General features: G+C 70.1%; 18 protein-coding genes and 1 pseudogene. 9 read left to right on the top strand and 10 right to left on the bottom strand.

What is annotated here, in order from left to right; all coding sequences use genetic code 11:
* Positions 1–10 precede the first annotated feature (10 nt).
* The 9 genes from V8J36_RS21325 to V8J36_RS21285 are packed head-to-tail and all read left to right on the top strand — an operon-like array spanning position 11 to position 9529.
* The gene (locus V8J36_RS21325; RefSeq protein ID WP_336469339.1) at positions 11–1519 is read left to right on the top strand and encodes a sugar ABC transporter ATP-binding protein; all 1509 of its coding nucleotides are present in this window, start codon (positions 11–13) and stop codon (positions 1517–1519) included.
* Entirely contained in the window at positions 1516–2502 is a 987-nt protein-coding gene (locus tag V8J36_RS21320; RefSeq protein WP_336469338.1) for an ABC transporter permease, read from the top strand. Before V8J36_RS21325 ends, V8J36_RS21320 begins: the two co-directional genes overlap by 4 nt.
* Positions 2503–2523: 21 nt before the next feature.
* Entirely contained in the window at positions 2524–3570 is a 1047-nt protein-coding gene (locus V8J36_RS21315) for a thiamine pyrophosphate-dependent dehydrogenase E1 component subunit alpha (RefSeq protein ID WP_336469337.1), read from the top strand.
* 10 nt (positions 3571–3580) lie between these two features.
* On the top strand, positions 3581–4576 hold the full coding sequence (locus tag V8J36_RS21310) for an alpha-ketoacid dehydrogenase subunit beta (RefSeq protein WP_336469336.1): 996 nt from the start codon (positions 3581–3583) through the stop codon (positions 4574–4576).
* Positions 4573–6129 carry an alpha/beta fold hydrolase gene (locus tag V8J36_RS21305; protein ID WP_336469335.1) on the top strand — a complete coding sequence of 519 codons (1557 nt, stop codon included), beginning with the start codon at positions 4573–4575 and terminating at the stop codon, positions 6127–6129. Before V8J36_RS21310 ends, V8J36_RS21305 begins: the two co-directional genes overlap by 4 nt.
* On the top strand, positions 6122–6457 hold the full coding sequence (locus V8J36_RS21300) for a carboxymuconolactone decarboxylase family protein (protein ID WP_336469334.1): 336 nt from the start codon (positions 6122–6124) through the stop codon (positions 6455–6457). The genes V8J36_RS21305 and V8J36_RS21300 overlap by 8 nt, the downstream gene beginning before the upstream one ends.
* Positions 6458–6496: 39 nt before the next feature.
* Complete coding sequence (locus V8J36_RS21295; protein ID WP_336469333.1) at positions 6497–8020, top strand: FGGY-family carbohydrate kinase; 1524 nt, start codon at positions 6497–6499, stop codon at positions 8018–8020.
* Positions 8017–8754 carry an SDR family NAD(P)-dependent oxidoreductase gene (locus V8J36_RS21290; protein ID WP_336469332.1) on the top strand — a complete coding sequence of 246 codons (738 nt, stop codon included), beginning with the start codon at positions 8017–8019 and terminating at the stop codon, positions 8752–8754. Before V8J36_RS21295 ends, V8J36_RS21290 begins: the two co-directional genes overlap by 4 nt.
* Positions 8755–8764: 10 nt before the next feature.
* Positions 8765–9529 carry an SDR family NAD(P)-dependent oxidoreductase gene (locus V8J36_RS21285; protein ID WP_336469331.1) on the top strand — a complete coding sequence of 255 codons (765 nt, stop codon included), beginning with the start codon at positions 8765–8767 and terminating at the stop codon, positions 9527–9529.
* 113 nt (positions 9530–9642) lie between these two features.
* Here the strand turns inward: V8J36_RS21285 and V8J36_RS21280 are convergent, their stop codons facing one another.
* The 10 genes and pseudogenes from V8J36_RS21280 to V8J36_RS21235 form a co-directional block, all read right to left on the bottom strand.
* Positions 9643–10590, bottom strand: a complete 948-nt coding sequence (locus tag V8J36_RS21280) for a 2-hydroxyacid dehydrogenase (RefSeq protein WP_336469330.1) — start codon at positions 10588–10590, stop codon at positions 9643–9645.
* Positions 10587–12209 carry an ABC transporter ATP-binding protein gene (locus V8J36_RS21275; protein ID WP_336469329.1) on the bottom strand — a complete coding sequence of 541 codons (1623 nt, stop codon included), beginning with the start codon at positions 12207–12209 and terminating at the stop codon, positions 10587–10589. Before V8J36_RS21275 ends, V8J36_RS21280 begins: the two co-directional genes overlap by 4 nt.
* Positions 12202–13131 (bottom strand): ABC transporter permease, encoded by a 930-nt coding sequence (locus V8J36_RS21270; RefSeq protein ID WP_336469328.1) that lies wholly within the window; start codon positions 13129–13131, stop codon positions 12202–12204. Before V8J36_RS21270 ends, V8J36_RS21275 begins: the two co-directional genes overlap by 8 nt.
* A 9-nt stretch (positions 13132–13140) precedes the next feature.
* Positions 13141–14055 (bottom strand): ABC transporter permease, encoded by a 915-nt coding sequence (locus V8J36_RS21265; protein ID WP_336469327.1) that lies wholly within the window; start codon positions 14053–14055, stop codon positions 13141–13143.
* Positions 14056–14213: 158 nt separating this feature from the next.
* Positions 14214–15116, bottom strand: a complete 903-nt coding sequence (locus tag V8J36_RS21260) for a DMT family transporter (RefSeq protein ID WP_336469326.1) — start codon at positions 15114–15116, stop codon at positions 14214–14216.
* An 18-nt stretch (positions 15117–15134) separates the two neighbouring features.
* Positions 15135–16190, bottom strand: a complete 1056-nt coding sequence (locus V8J36_RS21255; protein ID WP_336469325.1) for an Ldh family oxidoreductase — start codon at positions 16188–16190, stop codon at positions 15135–15137.
* Positions 16191–16254: 64 nt separating this feature from the next.
* Entirely contained in the window at positions 16255–17793 is a 1539-nt protein-coding gene (locus V8J36_RS21250; RefSeq protein ID WP_336469324.1) for an ABC transporter substrate-binding protein, read from the bottom strand.
* A 132-nt stretch (positions 17794–17925) separates the two neighbouring features.
* Positions 17926–18864 carry a dihydrodipicolinate synthase family protein gene (locus V8J36_RS21245; RefSeq protein WP_336469323.1) on the bottom strand — a complete coding sequence of 313 codons (939 nt, stop codon included), beginning with the start codon at positions 18862–18864 and terminating at the stop codon, positions 17926–17928.
* Positions 18861–19763 carry a 5-dehydro-4-deoxyglucarate dehydratase gene (locus tag V8J36_RS21240; RefSeq protein ID WP_336469351.1) on the bottom strand — a complete coding sequence of 301 codons (903 nt, stop codon included), beginning with the start codon at positions 19761–19763 and terminating at the stop codon, positions 18861–18863. The genes V8J36_RS21245 and V8J36_RS21240 overlap by 4 nt, the downstream gene beginning before the upstream one ends.
* 13 nt (positions 19764–19776) lie before the next feature.
* A pseudogene (locus V8J36_RS21235) lies at positions 19777–20514 on the bottom strand (aldehyde dehydrogenase (NADP(+))); the annotation flags it as partial.

Raw genomic sequence — 20514 nt, 5'->3', positions numbered from 1 at the left:
AGAGACTTTCATGGATATCCGTCTGACAGATATCGTCATGCAGTTCCCGGGCACCCGCGCGCTCGACGGCGTCAGCGTCGACTTCCGCAGCGACGAGGTGCACGGGCTGATCGGCGAGAACGGCGCGGGCAAGTCGACGCTGGTGAACGTGCTGGGCGGCAGCCTTGCCCCGTCGTCGGGGCAGGTCGTGATCGCCGGGCAGCCGGTGCGCCTGGGCTCGCCGCATGGCGCGCTGCTGCATGGCATCGCCCATGTCAGCCAGGAGGGCAGCCTCGTGTCCGGCCTGACCGGGGCCGAGAACATCCTGCTTGGCCACGAACCGAAGATCGCGGGCCTGGTGATCCGTGCCGGCGCGCTGCAGCGCCAGGCCGAGGCGCTGGTCCGCGAATGGTTCCCGCGCGCCGCCATCGACCTCGCCCGCCCGGTGGGCGAGCTGCCGATGGCCGACCGCAAGGTCATCGAGATCGTCCGCGCCCTGCGCGGCAGCCCGAAGCTCGTCATCCTCGACGAGCCGACCGCGACGCTTCCGGCGCGGGAAAAGGAACAGCTCTGGCAGATCATCCGCAGCCTGCCCAAGCGCGGCGTCGGCGTGGTGCTGATCAGCCACTTCCTGTCCGAGATCAAGGCGCTGTCGGACCGCATCACCGTGCTGCGCGACGGCCGCCACATCTGCACCGAGCCGGGCGCGGCGCTGTCCGAGGACCAGCTGGTCGAGCTGATGCTGCGCCGCACGGGCGGTGCCCAGCTGAAATCGGCCGAGACCACCCGCGCCGCCCGCCCCGAAGTCGTGCTTTCCGTGCAAGGCTGGAGCGCCGGCGCGGTCCGCGTCCCCGACTTCCGCATCCATGCCGGCGAGATCGTCGGCCTGATCGGCCTGACCGGCGCCGGGCATTTCGGTTTCGCCCGCTCGCTGCACAATCCCGCGGGCGTGCAGTGCCGCGCGCTCGAGATCGGCGGCAAGCCGGTCGAGCCCGGCCCCCCCGGCCGCATGCAGGCGGCGGGCGTGGCCCTGGTCCCCGACCACCGCATGGAATACGCGCTGATCGGCGAGTGGACGCTGCGCGAGAACCTGTCGATGGTGCATCCGCAGCACGGCTCGGTCGGCGCGGGCGTCCTGTCCCCCCGGCGCGAAGAGGCCGAGGCGACGCGCGTCATGCGGCTGCTGAACGTCAAGGCGCACAGCTCGGGCCAGCTTCTGAAAGAGCTGTCGGGCGGCAACAAGCAGAAGATCTCGATCGGCAAGTGGCTCTATGGCGCCGAAGGCCGCTACAGGGTGATGATCTTCATCGAGCCGACCGAGGGCGTCGACATCGGCGCCAAGGCCGAGATCTACGCCGAGATGCGCCGGCTGGCCGCGCAGGGCACAGGCATCCTGATTGCCTCGTCCGATCTGCTGGAAATCGAATCCGTGGCGCACCGCGTCATTCCCTTTGCCCATCAGCGACCCGGTCCCGAGATCCGCGCGGCGGACTTCTCGGAAAGCACCTTCATCGCCGCCATCTCAGGAACCGCAGCATGAGCGAGACCGCAACCCTTCCCCGCCATGACACCGTCTTCGGCGTCATCCGCAAGGATCACGTCCAGCGCTATTCCACGCTCGTGGTGCTGGTGCTGATGTTCCTCGGTTTCTCGATCTTCGTCGACCGGTTCCTGACCTCGAACAACCTGCTGAACATCGCCCAGCAGATCTCGATGCTGACCATCGTCGGCGCGGGGCTGACCTTCGGCTTCGCGGCGCGCGAGATGGACCTGTCGGTGGGCTTCACCGTGGGGCTTGCCGGCGTGCTGGTGCCGCTGCTGCTGGTGGCGGGCACGCCGCTGCCGCTGGCGCTGCTGGCGGGTCTGGGCGCGGGCCTGCTGATCGGGGCGATGAACGCCTTCTTCGTCACCGTGGTCGGCATCCCCTCGCTGATCGCGACGCTGGCCGCGGGCTCGATCCTGTTCGGGATCAACTTCCTGATGACCGGCGGCCGGGCGATCTACGGCGGGCTGCCCGACAGCTACCTGTGGCTGGGGCAGGGCCGCGTGCTGGGCATCCCGGTGCTGGCCTTCTTCATGCTGGGCGCGGTCTTCCTCGCCTGGTTCGTGATGGAGCGCACGATCTTCGGCCGCTACATCTACGCGGTCGGCGGCAACCAGAAGGCCGCGGAACTGTCGGGCGTGCAGGTGCGCCGCTACCGCGCCGCCTCGCTCGTGGTCTGCTCGGCCTTCGCGGTCGTGGCCGGGATGCTGCTGGCCGCGCGGCTCGGCTCGGGCCAGCCCAACGCGGGCGAGCGCTACCTGCTCGACGGGCTCGCCACGGTGTTCATCGGCATGACCATGCTGCGCCCCGGAACCGCCACCGTGCTGGGCACCTTCTTCGGCGCGCTCTTCATCGGCGTCATCAACAACGGCCTGAACCTGATGGGCATGGATACCTACATCCAGTCCATCGTGAAGGGCATCATCATCCTCGTGGCCGTCGCGGTCGTCTCGCGCAGCACGAAACTCAACCTCCTGTAAAAGCAAAGATCGGAACAAGGGATGTCCAAGCCCGAGGCCCTTCAGTCGGCCCTGAAAAGCAATTCCGAGCTGCCCCGGCACTACCGCATGATGCGCCGGGTGCGGACCTTCGAGGAACGGGTGGGCGAGCTGTTCGTGCGCGGCCAGTCCGCCGGCTCGATGCTGCACCTCTCGATCGGCGAGGAAAGCGCCGCCACCGGCGTCTGCGCGGCGATGGTCGAGGGCGACACCTTCACCACCCACCACCGCGGCCATGGCATCTTCCTGGCCCGTGGCGCCGATCCCAAGCGGATGATGGCGGAAATCGGCGGCAAGGAGGCCGGCTACTGCCACGGCAAGGGCGGCTCGATGCACATCGCCGACATGGGGCTGGGCCATCTGGGCGCGAACGCCATCGTCGGCGGCGGCATCCCGGCGGTGGTCGGCGCGGGCCTCGCGGCGCGCCACCACGGCACCGGCAAGATCTCGGTCGCCTTCTTCGGCGACGGGGCGACGGGGCAGGGGATCCTCTACGAAAGCATGAACATGGCGGCGCTCTGGAAGCTGCCCTGCCTGTTCGTCTGCATCAACAACCAGTACGGCATGGGCACCCGCATCGATCAGGCCACCGCCAACCCGAAGCTGCACGAACGCGCGCAGGCCTTCGGACTGGCTGCCGAAACGGTCGACGGTCTGGATGTCGAGGCCGTGGCCGAAGCCGCCGCGCGGCTGGTGGCCGGCGTGCGGCAGGGCAAGCCCGCCTTCCTGGTCGTCGACTGTTACCGCTTCTACGGCCACGCCCGGAAGGACAAGTCGCCCTACCGCGACCCGGTCGAGGAAGAGACCGGCCGCCAAAAGGACCCGGTGGCCTTCGCCCGCAACGTCCTGATCGAGCGCGGCATCGCGACCGAGGACGAGCTGGCCGCCCTCGATGCCGAGATCGACGCCGAGATGGACGCGACGATCGACTTCACCACCGCCCAGACGGAACCGCCGCTCTCGTCGATGTTCCGCGATGTCTATGCCCCCGAAGAGCCTGAGCCCGAGCCGGTGCGCACCCGCATCGCCCGCGTGCTGGCCCGGGACTGAGGAGAAGCACATGGCCCTTCAGGAACTCACCTACCGCGACGCGCTGCGTCAGGCGCTGATCGACGCGATGCGCGAAGATCCCGATGTCGTCATCCTGGGCGAAGAAGTCGGCCGCTACGGCGGCGCCTATGCGGTGACCAAGGAACTGATCAAGGAATTCGGGCCCGAGCGCGTCATCGACACGCCGATTTCCGAACCCGCGATCGTCGGCGCCGCGGTCGGGGCGGCGATGGCCGGCCTGCGCCCGGTGGCCGAGCTGATGTATGTCGATTTCATCGGCATGACGATGGACCAGCTGGGCAACCAGGCCGCCAAGATCCGCTACATGTTCGGCGGCCAGATCGGCGTGCCGATGGTCCTGCGCACGCAAGGCGGCACCGGCCGCTCGGCCGGCGCGCAGCACAGCCAGAGCCTCGAGGCCTACGTGATGCACACGCCGGGCCTGCGTCTGGCGATGCCGGCGACGGTGGCCGATGCCTATCACCTGCTGCGTCAGGCGCTGACGAGGCCCGACCCGGTGGTCTTCATCGAGCACAAGGCGCTCTACACGATGAAGGAAACCGTGGATCTGGACGCCGAGCCCTTGGCCTGGGGCAGGTCTGCCGTGCGCCGCGAGGGGCGCGATCTGGTCATCGTCACCTATTCCCGCCAGCTGCACTACGCGATGGAGGCGGCGAAGAAGCTTGCCGCCGAGGGGATCGAGGCGACGGTGATCGACCTGCGCACGCTCAACCCGCTCGATTTCGACCCGATCCGCGCGCATGTCGAACGCACGGGGCGCGCGATGGTCGTCTCCGAAGGCGTGATGACCGCCGGCGTGGCGGCCGAGCTGTCGGCGCGGATCACCGAGGAATGCTTCGATTATCTCGAAGACCCGGTGGTGCGCGTCGCCGGCGAGGACATCCCGATCTCGGTCTCGACCGTGCTGGAAACCGGCTCGGTGCCGGGCGTGCAGCTGATCCTCGACACCGCGCGGCAGATGGTTGCGGGGAAGGTCGCGGCATGAACGACCTCACGCTGACCATGCCTCGCCTCGGCGAGACGATGGAAGAGGGCGTCATCGTCGACTGGATGGTGGCGCCCGGGCAAAGCTTCAAGCGCGGTGAGCCGATCCTCGAGCTCGAGACCGACAAGACCGTGGTCGAATTCCCGGCGCTGGGCGACGGGGTGCTCGACGAGCTGCTGGCGGGCCCGGGCGACCGGATCCCCGTCGGCCGGCCCATCGCCCGTGCCCGCGTCACGAACGAGGCCGACTGGGCCTCGGATGACGAGCCCGGTGCGGCCCCCGAGGCCGATGCGCCCGCTGCGGCGGCCCCGGCCGTCGCGCTGCTGCGCATGCCGCGGCTGGGCGAGACGATGGAAGAGGGCGTGATCGTGCAATGGCTGGTGGCCGAGGGCGCGGACTATGCCCGCGGCGCTGCCATCCTCGAGATCGAGACCGACAAGACCGTGGCCGAGGTGCCCGCGCTCTACGAGGGCCGGCTGCTGCGCATCCTTGCCCAGCCCGGCGAGCGTCTGCCGGTCGGCGCGCCCATTGCCGAGGTGGAAGGGCAGGTCGAAGCCTTCGACGCGCCCGAGGCAACCGCGCCTGTCTCTGCCCCGGTCGCCGCGCCCCCCGCGGCCGCACCCTCGCGTTCTGCCGGCGGCCTGCTGCGCGCCACGCCGCTCGCCCGGCGCCTCGCGCGCCGCAACGGCGTCTCTCTCGACAGCGTCACCGGCACCGGCCGTCGCGGCCGGATCGAACGCGCCGACGTGGAACGCGCCGGCACCGCGCCCGCCCCGGCCGATCTCGCCTTCCTCGACCTGCCCGGCGGGCGGCTTGCCTATACCGTCGCGGGCAGCGGCGGGCAGGCGCATCTGCTGATCCACGGCTTCGCGGGCGACCGCAGCGCCTGGGCGCAGATGACCAATGCCATCGCCCGCGCCGGTCATACCGCGATCGTGCCCGACCTGCCGGGCCACGGCGCCACCACGCTCGAGGCACGGGACACCGAGACCGCCGTGGCTGCGGTCGTCGCTCTGGCGGGAACGTTGGGCGGCCCGCTGACGCTCGTCGGCCACAGTCTTGGCGCCGCGGTCGCGGTGCGGGCGGCCGAACGGCTGGGCGCGAAGGTCGCGCGGCTGGTGCTGCTGACGCCCGCCGGCTGCGGCCCGCGGATCGGAGCCGATTTCGTGCATGGCATGGCCGGCGCCTCGACCCCCGGAGAGGTCGCGCATCTGCTGCGCCTGCTGGGCCCCAAGGCCGACGGCCTGTCGGAAGCGGCGCTGGGCGCGATGGCGAAGGACATGGGCCGCGGCCGTCTGCGGGCGCTGGCGCAGGCGCTGGCAACCCCCGAGGGGCGGCAGAAGATCGACATCCTGCGCCCGCTCGCGGCGCTGGCCGAGACGATCCCGGTCGCCGCTCTGTTCGGGACCGAGGACCGCGTGGTCGCGGCTGCCGACGCGATGAACCTGCCGGTGCGCGTCGCCGCGCATTTCCTGCCCGCCGGTCACATGCCGCAATGGGATGCCCCGCGCGAGGTGACCGACCTGATCCTGAACGGAGGCCGCAATGGCTGACACCAAGGCCGATCTCGCCGCCGCGAAGGCCCGCCTCGGCGCCTTCGCGAAATCCGCCCCGGCGCTGATGCAGGGCTTCGGGGCGATCAGCCGGCAGGCCACTGCCGCGGGCCAGTTCAGCGCCGCGCAGAAAGAGCTGATGGCCGTCGCCATCGCCGTGTCGAAGGGCTGCGGGGATTGCATCCTCTACCACCTCGACGCGGCACGGAAACACGGCGCGGACGAGGCCGCGCTGATCGAGGCGCTCGAGGTTGCCGTCGAGATGGGCGGAGGCCCCGCCATCATGTATGCGGGCAAGGCGCTGGAGGCCTTTCGCACGCTGACCTGAACAGGGAGGCGCCGCGGGAGAGGCGCCAAGGGAGGAAACATGGCCTATTACCTGACCGCCGATGGCGGCACCGAAAGCCTGCGCGCGCGCGTCTACGACCTGTCGGGCAAATGCCTGGGCCAGAAGGCCGTCGGCTACGAGACCCGCTTCGCCCCCGGCGCGCGGGCCGAACAGAACCCCGAGGACTGGTGGTCGGCGCTGGTCGCGGCCACCGCCGGCGCCATCGCCGAGGCCGGGATCGACGCGGCCGAGATCGAGGCGATGTGCTTCGCCACCACCTGCTGCACGGTCGTCGCGCTGGACAAGGACGGCCGCGCGCTGCGACCGGCGCTGATGTGGATGGACGTGCGCGCCCACGCCGAGGCCGATGCCGTCCTCGCCACCGGCGACCCGGCGCTGGCGATCAACGGGGCGGGCCGCGGGCCGGTTTCGGCCGAATGGATGATCCCGAAGGCGCTCTGGCTGAAGCGCAACGAGCCCGCCGCCTATGACGCGGCGGTCACGATCTGCGAATATCAGGACTTCTTCAACCTGCGCCTGACCGGCGAGCGCTGCGCGAGCCTCGATAACGCCGGTCTGCGCTGGCACTACAACAGCCGCCGCGGCGGCTGGGCACTGGGCATCCTGAAGGCGCTGGGGATCGAGGATCTGGCCGGCAAGTGGCCCGACCGCGTCGTGGCGCCGGGGCAGTTCGTCGGCACGCTGACCGTGGCGGCGGCGAACGCGCTGGGGCTGAAGCCGTCGGTGAAGGTGGTGCAGGGCGGGGCGGACGCGCTGATCGGCATGATCGGCCTTGGCGTGTCGCAGCCCGGGCAGCTCGCGCTGATCACCGGCTCGTCCCACCTGCAGTTCGGCGTCACCTCGGCGCCGCTGCACGCGCCGGGCGTCTGGGGCGCCTATCCCGACATCGTCTATCCCGACCGCTGGATCGTCGAGGGGGGGCAGACCTCGACAGGCTCGATCATCAACTGGCTGCGGCGCTTCTGCGGCGGCCAGCTCGACCTGGCCGAGCTGAACGCGAAGGCCGCGGCGCTGCCGCCCGGCGCGGACGGGCTGATCGTGCAGGACCATTTCCAGGGCAACCGCACCCCCTACACCGATCCGCTGAGCCGTGGCGCCATCGTCGGGCTGACGCTCGCGCATGAACCGCAGCACGTCTTCCGCGCGATCATGGAGGGCATCGGCTTCGGCACCCGCGCGATCCTCGATGCCTTCAGGGCGGGTGGCTATTCCAGCACCGAGATCACCGTGGGCGGCGGCGCCACGGCTTCGGACCTGTGGATGCAGATCCATGCCGACACCGCGGGGCTGCCGGTCTGCATCCCGGCCTCGCCCGATGCGCCCTCGACCGGTTCGGCGGTGCTGGCGGCGCATGGCGCCGGGCGCTTCGCCACCATCGACGAGGGCATCGCGGCCATGGTCCGCCCCGGCCGGCGGATCGAGCCGCGCCCGCGCGAGGTCGCGCGCTACGCCGAGATCTACGAGCAGTACCGGGCGCTCTACCCGGCGCTGAAGGGGGCGCTGGCCCCCGCCGCGGAAGCCGCCAAGGAGAAGGCCGCATGATCAGGGAATACGACCTCACCGGCCGCCGCGCGCTGGTCACCGGCGGTGCCGCCGGCATCGGCCGCGCGATCTGCGAGGTGCTGGCAGAGGCCGGCGCGCAGGTCACCGTCGCCGACCGCGACGGTGCCGCGGCCGAAGCCACGGCGCAGGCCATAGGCGGCGCGGCGATGGTGCTCGACGTCACCGACCCCGAGGCCGCCGAGGCGCGCGCCGCCGAATACGGCGCGCCCGACATCCTCGTGAACAACGCGGGCATCGTCCAGAACGCGCCCGCGCTCGACGTGACCGTCGCCGACTGGCGGCGGGTGATCGACGTCGACCTGCATGGCGTCTTCTTCACCGCCCGCGCCTTCGGGCGGCAGATGGTGGCGGCGGGCCGGGGCTCGGTCGTCAACACCTCGTCGATGGCGGCAGAGATCGTGGTGCATCCGCAGCCGCAGATCGCCTACAATGCCGCGAAGGCCGGGGTGAACATGATCACCAAGTCGCTGGCCGTCGAATGGGCGGGCAAGGTGCGCGTCAATGCGATCGCGCCCGGCTACACGGCGACCGAGCTGACGCTGATGGGCCGCACGAAGCCCGAATGGTTCAACACATGGCTCGCCTCGACCCCGATGGGGCGGCTGGCCGAGCCGCGCGAGATCGCGCTGGCGGTCGCGTTCCTCGCCTCGGACGCGGCGAGCTTCATCACCGGCACCGTTCTGACGGTGGACGGCGGCTACACGGCACTCTGAGGAGATGATCATGGGCGACAAGGTTGGAAACGGGCGCGTGGCGCTGGTCACGGGCGCCAGCCGCGGCATCGGGCGTGCCATCGCGCTGGGTCTGGCGGAACGCGGCTTCGATCTGGCGCTGAACGACATTGCCCGGCAGGCGGACGTGCTGGCCGAAACCGCGGCCGAGGCGCGAGCGCTGGGCGTGCGGGTGGCCGAGGTGCATGCCGATGTGTCCTCGAAGGACGAGGTTCAGGCGATGGTCGCCGAGGCGGTCGCAGAGCTGGGCGCGATCCATGCGGTCGTGAACAACGCCGGGATCCTGATCGCCTCGGATGTCGAGCATCTGCCGGAGACCGCCTGGGACGCGGTCATGGACGTGAACGCCAAGGGCACCTTCCTGGTGATCCAGGCGGTGCTGCCGCTGATGAAGGCGCAGGGCTACGGGCGGATCTGCAACATCGCCTCGATCGGCGGCAAGCACGGTGCGCCCGAACAGGCGCATTACTCGGCCTCGAAGGCGGCGGTGATGGGCTTCACCCGGGTGCTGGCGCAAGAGGTGGGACCGCTCGGCATCACCGCGAACTGCATCTGCCCGGGGATCATCCTGACCGACATGGGCCGGGTGAACCTCGACGATCCGGCGATCAGCGATGCCTGGAAGGCGAAGACCGCGATGGCGCGGATCGGCGCGCCCGAGGACGTGGCGGGGCCGGTGGCCTTCTTCTGCTCGGACGATAGCGCCTTCGTCACAGGGCAGACGCTGAACGTCGATGGCGGCATCGTCCTGAGCTGACGCCACCCGACGAAGCGGACCCGGGGCGCATGCGCCTGCGCCCCGGATCCGTTCGCTTCCATCGATTGGACGTGACGGATTGATCGCCAGTGGCGATCAATCTTGGGCAGCCATCAGTTCACCGGCGTCAGCAGCGGCTTGCCCGCGTAGAAGGCCGCAAGGTTGTCGAGGGTCATCCGCGCCATGCGGTCGCGGGTCTCGCGCGTGCCGCTGGAGTGGTGGGGGTAGAGCACGACGTTCGGCAGCGCGGTCAGGTCCGGGTCCGGGGTCGGCTCGTTCAGGTAGACGTCGAGCCCGGCCGAGGCGATGGTGCCTTCGCGCAGAGCCGCGATCAGCGCCGGCTCGTCCACCACCGTGCCGCGGGCCACGTTGACCAGCGTGCCTTCCGGGCTGAGCGCCTTCAGCACCTCGGCCGAGATCAGCCCCTCGGTCGCGGCGCCGCCGGGGGTGGCGACCAGCAGCACGTCGGCCCAGCCGGCCAGCGCCACCGGATCGGGGAAATAGGCGTGATCGACGCCCGGCTTCGGGCTGCGGCCCGAATAGCCGATCTCCATCCCCAGCACCGCGCAGCGCTTCGCGATCGCCTGGCCGATATTGCCGAGCCCGACGATGCCTGCGCGCTTCGCGGCCCCGGCGCGGGTCAGCGGGAACATGCCCTGCCGGCCCCAGTCGCCCGAGCGGACATAGGCATCGGCCTCGATCAGCCGCCGCCGCGCGGCCAGCATCAGAAGCAGCGCCATGTCCGCCACCTCGTTCACCAGCGCGTCCGAGGTGTTGGTCAGCCGGATCCCGCGCCGCGTCATCTCGGGCAGGTCCATCAGGTCGAACCCGGCCGAGGAGCAGGCGGCCAGTTCCAGCGCCGGCAGCCGGTCGAGCATCGCGGCATCGACCGTGACATGGCCGTTCACCACCATCGCCCGGCAGAGCGGCCCGGCCTTTTCCATCAGCGCCGCGCGCGCGGGGCCTTCCGCCTTGTCGAGCCGGTGCAGGGTATAGGTCGCCTCGAGCTCCTCCATGAAGGCGGGCATCAGCGGATAGGCGACGAGGACGTCGGGTTTCATGTGCTCTCCAGGGCACGGGCGGCGCGCCGGGCGGCCTGGACCTCGGGATCGGGATCAAGGCTCGCGGCCAGCAGGTCGCGGGTATAGGGGTGGCTCGGCGCTTCGAAGATCTGGCGCACCGGGCCTTCCTCGACGATCTGGCCCTGTCGCATCACGATGACCCGGTCGGCGAAGTCGCGCACCACCGGCAGGTCATGCGCGATGAAGAGGTAGGACAGGCCAAGCTCGCGGCGCAAGCCGTCCAGCAGTTCGATCACCTGCGCCTGGATCGAGACATCCAGCGCCGAGACGGCTTCGTCGCAGACGATCAGCTTCGGCTCCATCGCCAGCGCGCGGGCGATGGCGATGCGCTGGCGCTGTCCGCCCGAGAACTGGTGCGGATAGCGGTTCGCCATCTCGGGGCGCAGGCCGACCTTGACCAGCAACTCTGCCACCCGCTCGCGCCATTGCGCCTTGGGAAGGATGTCGCGATGGATCACCCAGGCTTCCGAGATGATCTGGAACACCGACATCCGCGGATTGAGCGATTGCGTCGGGTCCTGGAACACCATCTGCAGGTCGCGCCGGACGCCGAAGAGCTCTTTCGGGCTCATCGTCATCAGGTCCTGCCCGCGGTAGAGCACCCGGCCGGACTGGGCATCGTCGAGCCGCAGCACCGCGCGGGCGAGGGTGGACTTGCCCGAGCCGCTCTCGCCGACCACGGCCACCGTCTCGCCCGGCATGATCGAGACCGAGACGTCGCGCAGCGCGTGGAAGGCGCCGTAGTGCTTGTGCAGGTTCTCGGCCCGCAGCAGCGGCTGGGCCGAGCGGTCGCGTTCCTCAGGCATCGCGCCCTTGCCGGGGGCGGCGCCGATCAGCTTGCGGGTGTAGGGGTGCTGCGGGTTGCGATAGACCTCGGCGGCGTTGCCCGCCTCGACGATGCGCCCGCCGTTCATCACCACCACGCGGTCGGCGATCTCTGCCACCACGCCGAGGTCGTGGGTGATCAGCAGCAGGCCCATGCCGGTTTCCTGCTGCAGCTCTTCCAGCAGTTCCAGCACCTGCGCCTGAACCGTCACGTCGAGCGCGGTGGTGGGTTCATCCGCGATCAGGATGTCGGGCTTGCAGGCCAGCGCCATCGCGATCATCAGGCGCTGCCGCTGCCCGCCCGAGAACTGGTGGGGATATTTCTCCATCGCCACCTCGGGCTCGGGCACGCCGACGCGGGTCAGCAGTTCCAGCGCGCGGGTGCGGCCCGCGGCCCGGGTGCCGCCGTGGTTGGTCACCATCTCGGCGATCTGCCAGCCGACGGTGTAGACCGGATTCAGATGTGCCAGCGGGTCCTGGAAGATCATGGCGATCTTCGCGCCGTTGATCTGGCGTCGCTGCTCGGCGGTCATGGTCAGCATGTCCTGCCCGTTCAGCAGGATCCGACCGCTGGTGATCTTGCCCGGCGGCATGTCGATCAGGTCCATCACCGCCGAGGCCGAGACAGACTTGCCCGAGCCGCTTTCGCCCAGGATCGCCAGCGTCTCGCCGCGGTCGAGGTGCCAGGTGACGTCCTGCACCGCCTTCACGACGCCGGCGGCGGTGTGGAATTCGACCGAGAGGTCGCGGACTTCCAGCAGATGGTCAGCCATTCTTGCGTCCTTTCATCTCCAGCCGCCACCGCTGGGTGGGGTCAAGCGCGATGCGCAGCCAGTTGGACAGGAGGTTGAGCGAGAGCGTGGTCAGGATGATCGCGAGGCCGGGCCAGAACGACAGCCACCAGGCGGTGGTCAGGTATTCGCGGCCCTGCGCGACCATCAGGCCCCAGGTGATCTCGGGCGCCTGGATGCCGATGCCCAGGAACGACAGCGAGCTTTCGGCCAGCATCACGAAGGCGAAGTCGAGCGTCGCGATGGTCAGCATCGTCGGCAGGATCACCGGCAGGATGTGGCGCAGCACGATCCGGCGGTCCGAGGCCGCCATGACCCGTGCGGCCGAGACGAACATGCGTTCGCGGATCTCGAGCACCTCGGCGCGGGCGGTGCGCAGGTAGACGGGGATGCGGGTGATCGCCAGCACCAGCACGATGTTCGCGACCGAGGGTTCCAGCATGTAGAGCACGATCACCGCCAGCAGCAGCGAGGGGAAGGACATGATGACGTCCCCGAGCCGCATGATGCCCTGCGCCGAGCGGCGCCGCGAATAGCCGGCGATCAGGCCAAGCCCGGTGCCGATCACGGCCGAGCACAGGACGGCCGCACCCGCGACCAGCATGGTGTTCTGCGCGGCGACGACGATGCGCGCCAGCAGCGGGCGGCCCAGCGCATCGCCGCCCAGGATGTTGACCCAGCCCTTGGCGAGGTCGAAGGGGGCGGCGTTGCGGGCCCGCAGGTTCTGCTTCACCGCGACATCGCCCAGAAGCATCGGGCCGAAGAGTGCGCAGAGCACGGCGAGCAGCAGGAACAGGGCCGCGAAGAAGGCCAGCTTGTCGGCCCAGAGCATCGAGAGCCAGGTGGCGAAGGCGCTGCGGGGTTTCGGTTCGGGCGCGGACGCGAGGCGCGTGGTGTCGGTCATGGTCATCGCTCAATACCGGATGCGGGGATCGAGCAGCCCGTAGGCGATGTCGATCAGCAGGTTCATCAGGAAGATGGCGGCGGCCGAGACCATGATCGCGGCCAGCACCACCGAGAAGTCGCGCAGAAGGATCGAGTCGATCATCAGCTTGCCGATGCCGGGGAAGCCGAAGATGGTCTCGATCACCACCGCGCCGTTCAGGATCGAGGCGGCCTGGTCGCCGATCACGGTGATCACCGGCAGCATGCCGTTGCGCAGGCCGTGCACGAAGATCAGCGGCCGGGCGCGGGTGCCCTTGGCGCGGGCGGTCTTGATGTAGGCCGAGCTGAGCACGGTGATCATCGAGCCGCGCACCACCTGCAGGACGAGGCCGAAGGGGCGGATGAACAGCACCGCCACCGGCAGCACCCAGTGCAGCGCCGAGCCGGTGCCCGAGGTCGGCAGCCAGTGCAGGTTCACCGCGAAGACCACGATGGCGACGATCGCCAGCCAGAAGTCCGGGGCCGCGGCGCCGATCAGCGAGAAGAAGGTGGCGATCCGGTCGAAGACGCCGCCGACCTTGAAGGCGGCGAGCGAGCCGATGACGATCGCGAAGACGATCACGCAACTCATTGTCACCACCGCCAGCCGGAAGGTCCAGCCGAAGGCCTCGAGCACGACCTGCAGGGCCGGGCGCGCCTGCTGCAGCGAGTCGCCGAAATCGCCGCGCAGCACGTCGGCGACATAGCGGCCGAACTGCACGATCAGCGGATCGTTGAAGCCGTGCAGTTCGCGGAATTCCTCGCGCGCGGCGATCGAGGCGTCGAGCGGCAGGTAAAGGTTGGTCGGGTCGCCGGTCAGCCTCGACAGGAAGAACACGAGGATCAGTAGCCCGACGAGCGAGATCGCGCTGGCGAGCGCGCGCTGTCTGATGAAGCTGGTCATGGTCCGCCCCCTCCTCTGGGTGGTGGCAGGCCCTGCCGGATGCCCGCGCCGGTCTCCTCTCCGGGGCGGGGCCGAATCGTGGGCCCGTGAATTGAAATATTAGTATACTTGGCCGGCGGGGCAATGGCTTTCCGGTGCCGGGGGCGTCGGGCGGCGCGTCAGCCGGGCGGGCCCGGGGGCGGCGCAGGGGGCGGCGCACCGGGCGGGGCTCCGGGCGGGGCGCGGCGCAGCGAGAGCATGACCGCGGCGACGATGATCGCGGCGCCGATCCACGTGCTCAGGGGCACGACCTCGCCGAAGACCAGCAGCGCGAGGGCCGCGGTCACCGGCAGACGCAAGAAGTCGAGCGGCGCCACGACCGAGACATCGGCCAGCCCGAAGGCGCGGGTGATCAGGGTCATGTTCAGCGCGCCGACGACGCCCTGCACCGCGAGAAGTGCGAGTTGCGGGGCGCTGGGCCAGCTCCAGACCGGCAGGGCGGCCAGCGCGGCCAAGGGCACCATCGCGATCAGGTTCCAGGCGACCAGCCGGTCGGTGGTGTCGCTGCGCGACATGTGGCGCAGCATCAGCTGGATCACCGCGGTCAGCGCGGCACCGGCCAGCGCGAACAGAAGCCAGGGATCGAAGGCGGTGCCGGGACGCAGGATCACCAGCACCCCCGCGAAGCCGGTCGCGACCCCGGCCAGCCGGCGGCGGTCCATCCGCTCGCCCAGCACCAGCCAGCCGCCCAGCGTCGCGAGCACTGGCATGGTGAAGCTTACCGCCATCGCGTCGGCCAGCGGGGCATGGGCGAAGGCCACGAAGACCGCGACCAGCGAGCCGAGCTTCAGCCCCGCGCGCAGCACATGCATCCACCGCCACGGCGAGGCGCCGAGCCGGACCCGGCCGCCCAGCATCGGCGTGATCGTGACCAGCCCGAACAGCGCCCGGTAGAAGCCGATCAGCAGCGGGTGCACCTCGCCCGCCAGCATCCGCACCAGCGCCGCGTCGCAGCCCGCGAGCCCTGCGGCGCCGACCATCAGCAGGACGGCGCGCAGGGTGGCAGGATCGGTCCGGCGCATGGCTTGCCCTGGCTGCGCTCAGAGCGCAGCGGGCAGGGCGACGCCCAGCCGCTCGGCGTGTTTCGCCATCCGCGCCCAGTCGTTCTCGGCGACGGGCACGCCCTCGGCCAGCGCCGCGCGGCGCTTGATCGAGGCGCTGTCGCCCGGCACGCGCACCGGGCCGCGGCTCCAGGGCGCGGGCGGGTTGGTGCGGCAGGCCTCGGCCAGCCAGTCGGACTGTTCGGTGAAGGCGCCGAGGCCGGCGAAGAACTCGGGGTCGATCACCTGCAGGAAGGCGCTCTGCGCCAGCGGGCCGGGCGCGGCGGTGTTGGCGCGGCCCTTGCCCGACAGGCCCTGGCCCAGAAGGTCGACCATCAGCGCAAGACCGTAGCCCTTGTGGCCCTTGGCAGCCCCGCCCAGCGACATCAGCGTGCCGCCGCGCTCGGTCACCTCGCGCGGGTCGTCGGTGGGCTCGCCGGCCGCGGTCAGCGCCCAGGGTTCGGGGTAGCGTTCGCCCTTCTTGGCCAGAAGCTGGGTCATGGTGGTGGTGGTGATCGACGAGGACACGTCGACGAGGATCGGATCGCCAGAGGTCGGGAAGCCCATCGCCAGCGGGTTCGGGGTCAGGATCGGTTCGGTCCCGCCATAGGGCGCCACCCGCCGCGCCGCCGGGTTCGAGGCCGAGACCTGCACGATCAGCCCGGCGTCGGTCGCCCGGCGCATGTAGGCCGACAGCGCGCAGGTGTGGTGGCAGTTGCGGATCGCGGCGCCGACGATGCCGTGGGTCTTCACCCGTTCCATCGCCTGGTCGAGCGCCTGCGACAGAAGCCAGGCCCCCGGCAGCAGCCTGCCGTCCCAGACGAAGCCCGCGCCCTTGTCCGCGATCACCTCGTAGCTGCCGGTGCCGTTCAGCGAGCCGTCGGCAAGGCATTCGAGATACCAGTGCATCAGTTGCAGCCCGTGGGTCTCGTGGCCGATCATGTCGCCCTCGACCAGCACCTCGGCGGTGACGGCGGCCTTGTCCGGCTCCATCCCGCCCTTGGTCAGCAGGTCTTCGGCATAGCGGAGCAGCTCCGCACGATCGTAACGCGGCATGGCAGGTCCTTCCGGCTGGCGTGCATCTCGGGGCGGGCCGGAACGTGCCGGCCCGCCCGCGATCTTACTTGAACTTGATCTGCTGCAGTTGCAGCTGCGAGTTCGTGGCGATCGTCGGCTTGAAGTCGAGCCGCGGCGAGACGCGGGTGAAGCCGACCATGTGGAACATCGGGATGTCCGCGATGTCCTCCTGCTCGGCCCGGGCGAAGACCTGCTGCCAGAGCTTGGCGCGTTCCTCGCCGGTGGCCGAGGTGGCCTTGGCGATCATCGCGTCCAGTTCCGCGTCGCGCAGCATCGAATGGGTGCCGTCGCTGGCGTATTTCACATGCGCGGTGAAGACCGGGTCGCCGGTGGCGTTGTCGTGCTGCGACTGGGTCAGGGTCGGGCCTGCATCCGCCACGAAGGGCGAGACGAAGTAGTTGTTCCAGACCGAGACGTCATACATGTCGAGCTTCACGTTGAAGCCGACCTCCTGCAGCATCGCCATGATCGCCTCCATCGCGGGGGTGCCGTTGGCGTAGATGCCGTTGCGGCCGATCATGCGGATCTGGGTGTCGACCGGCACGCCGTCGGCCTTGGCGGCCTCGAGCAGTTCCTTGGCCTTGTCGGGATCGTAGGGCCAGACCGGGATGTCGGGGTTGTGGCCGATGGTGGTCGGCGGCACCAGCTGGGTCGCCATCTCGACGCCCTCGGGGAAGAGCGAGCCGACCATCGCCTCGCGGTCGATCGCCAGGTTCAGCGCCTCGCGCACGCGCTTGTCGTCGAGCGGCGCCGCGCGGGTGTCGATGCGCAGGTAGCTGGTTTCCGAGTTCGGATACGAGAAGTCGGTTTCCGGGTTGGTGGCGTCCTGGATCGCGATCGAGGGCACGATGTCGGCCTCGCCGGTTTCGACCATCGCCGCGGCGACCGCGCTGTCCGAGCGGAAGACATAGGTGGCCTTCTCGACCTGCGGCTCTTCGCCCCAGTAGTCGGGATTGCGGGTCAGGGTGATCGACTGGCCGTTCTTCCAGTCCGAGAACAGGTAGGGACCGGTGCCGTTCGGCTTGCGGTCGAATTCGCCCGCTGGCGTGGTCGCGGCCGACTGCACCGGCATGATCGACAGGAGCAGCGGCAGGATCGGCTGCGCGGGCTCGGTCTTGATGCGGATCGTGTGGTCGTCGGGGCTTTCGAAGCTGAAGGTGGTGCCGCCGAAGTACTTGCCGCCGGTCTCGCAGGACAGGTTGGCGTTCTTGTTGCGCTCGATCGAGAACTGCACGTCCTTGGCGGTGAAGGGCGAGCCGTCATGCCATTTCACGCCGTCGCGCAGCTTGAATTCCCAGGTGTTGTCGTCGACCTGGCTCCACGAGGTGGCCAGCCGCGGCATCAGCCCGCCGTTGGTGTAGTCGTATTCGACCAGCATCTCGTTAACGTTTTCCGAGATGACGCGGCCCACGTCCTGGCGGGCAGCCATGCAGGGCTCGACCACGCTGACGTTCTCGGACAGCACCACGGTCACGTCCTTGCCCGTCGACTGCGCCAGCACCGGGCCGCCAAGCAGGCCGGTCGCCAGCACGGTCCCCGACAGCAGCGTGCGTGACAGGGCGATCGCAAGTGTCTTGTTCATTCTTCCTCCCTTCCCCCGGGCGGGGGCTCCTGATGGGACGGGTCACCGCGGCTCCTCTTCCGCGCCGGCCGTGCCGGTGATTCCCGTCGGCTACAACCTTAGTCGATCTTTGCGTATCAGTGCATTAATATTTCAGTTGGCGCGCAGTCCGTTCGACACGAGGAAACCGCGCATGATCTCGGCCTGTGCCGGGGTCAGCGGCCAGGCGGCGGGCGGGCGGGTCGGGCCGCAGTCATGCCCCAGCGCCTGCAGCGCAGCCTTCACGCCGGTGACATTGGTGCCGTTCAGTTCCTGCGCGCGGACCTCTTCGAAGGCGGCCATGCCGGCGATCAGGCTGCGGGCCGTGGCGAAATCCCCGGCTTCGAGCGCGGCATGGATCGCCAGCGAGCGTTCCGGCCAGAGGTTGATCAGACCCGAGGTGAAGCCCCGCGCGCCGACGGCGTAAAGGGCAGGGGCCCAGACCTCGGCCAGCCCGCCGACCCAGATGATGCCCGGGTCGCAGGCGGCGATCGCCTCGGCCAGCTTCAGCGGGTTGGGGGTGGCCCATTTCACGCCGATGACGCCCGGGATCGCGCAGAGATCGGCAATGGCCCTGGTGCCCATCGCGTCGTTGCGCAGGTAAAGCATCAGCGGCAGGCCGTCGCCGGCCTCGGCCACGCGGGCGAGATAGTCGGCGACGCCGCGCGGGGCGGCGAAGGGGTCTGGCGGCTGGTGGACCATCAGCCCCGCGGCACCGGCGGCCTTCGCCGCGCGCGCCAGCCGGCAGGCATCCTTGACCGAGCGTCCGACACCGGCCAGCACCGGCGCGCGGCCCGCGACCAGCTGCGTGACCTCGGCGCACATCGCCTCGGCCTCGTCGACGGTCAGGCTGTAGAATTCGCCGGTGTTGCCGTTGACCACGGGGATGTGCATCCCCGCGCCCAGCGCGCGGTCGATGATCGGGGCCAGGTTCGCCGGCGCGATCCGGTCCTCGGCATCGAAGGGCGTCACGAGGATGCCCGAGATGCCGGTGAGCGCGTCCTTCAGGGGGGCTGCGTGCGGGGCGGCCTGCGGCGTGCTCTGCAGGGTCATGCCGCCGCCTCGATCAGGCGCTGCATCATCTCGGTCTCCTCTTCGGTCAGGTCGGTCAGGGGGGCGCGCACCGGGCCGGTGGCGAAGCCGCGCAGCCGCACGCCCGCCTTGATGGCCGAGACGGCATAGCCGCTCTTGCGGTCGCGGATCCGGGCAAAGGGATAGTAGAAGTCGCGCAGCAGCGCCTCGCAGGTGGCGTCGTCGCCGGCGGTGAAGGCGGCGTGGAACTTCAGCGCGGTCTCGGGCACGAAGTTGAACACGGCCGAGGAATAGGTGGGCATGCCGGCGCCGCGATAGGCCTGCGCGAACAGCTCGTGCGTGGGCATGCCGCCGATGTAGCTCAGTCGCTCGCCCATCATCACCGTCACACGGCGCACGGTGTCGATGTCGCCGGTGCCGTCCTTGAAGCCGATCAGGTTCGGGCATTCGTCGGCCAGCGCCGCCAGCTGCTCGGCCGAGACCCGCGCCTGGCCGCGGTTGTAGACGATGACGGCCATGTTCGTGGCCTCGCAGACCGCGCGGATGCGCGCGGCGATGCCCTCGGCCGGGGCCTCGGTCAGGTAGTGCGGCAACAGCAGGATGCCGTCTCCGCCCGCGGCCTCGATCTCGCACGCCATGTCGCAGGCGATGCGGGTGCCGTAGCCGCAGCCCGCGATCACCGGCGCGTCCCCGGCGACCGCGCGGGCGACCCTGACGACCTCGGCCACCTCGGACGGGGCGAGCGAGAACAGCTCGCCCGTGCCCCCCGCGACGATCAGGCCCGCGACCGGATAGGACGAAAGCCACTCCAGATGGGCGCGGAACGGGGCGGGGGCGAAGCGATCCTCGGCGTCGAAGGGGGTGACGGGGAAGGACAGCAGGCCGGTGCGGATGATCTCGCGCAGCTCGGTGGGGGGGATCATGGCGGCCTCCTCAGGCGGTGAGCGGTTCGAAGAGAGCGGCGGGCAGGTTCTGATAGGCGACGGGTCTGAGGAAGCGGCGGATGGCGAGGGTGCCGACCGAGGTGGCGCCGAAGTTGGTCGAGGCCGGATAGGGCCCGCCGTGCACCATCGCATCGACCACCTCGACCCCGGTCGGGAAGCCGTTGACCAGCACCCGGCCCGCCTTGCGTTCCAAGACCGGCAAGAGCGCCCGCGCGGCCCCGGTGTCGGCCTCGTCTATCAGCATCGTCGCGGTCAGCTGGCCTTCGAAGCCCTTGGCCAGATCGACCATCGCCGCCGCGTCCGGCACCCGGACGACAAGGCCGAGCGGCCCGAAGACCTCTTCCGACAGCGCGTGATCCTCGAGGAAGGCCGCCGAAGAGACCTCGTAGAGATTGGGCGCGGCCATCCGCCCCTCGCTGTCGCTGGTGAACACAGGCCGCACCGAGTTGCGGCTGTCGAAGCGCGCCTTGCCCTCGCGATAGGCCCTGGCGATGCCCTGCGTGAGCATCGCCTGCGGGGCGACCTTGCCCAGCGCCTCGGCGGTGGCGGCGACGAAGGCGTCGCCCTCGGCCCCCGCGGGCACCACGGCGATGCCCGGATTGGTGCAGAACTGCCCCGCGCCCATGGTCAGCGAGCCGGCCCAGCCCGCGCCCATCGCCGGGCCCCGCGCGGCCAGCGCCGCGGGCAGCACGAACATCGGGTTCACCGAGCCGAGCTCGCCGAAGAA

The organism is Frigidibacter sp. MR17.14 (assembly GCF_037095735.1).
Taxonomy (GTDB): Bacteria; Pseudomonadota; Alphaproteobacteria; order Rhodobacterales; family Rhodobacteraceae; genus Frigidibacter.
Note: the sequence above shows the minus strand (reverse complement) of the source record. Positions and strands in the feature narration are given on the sequence as shown.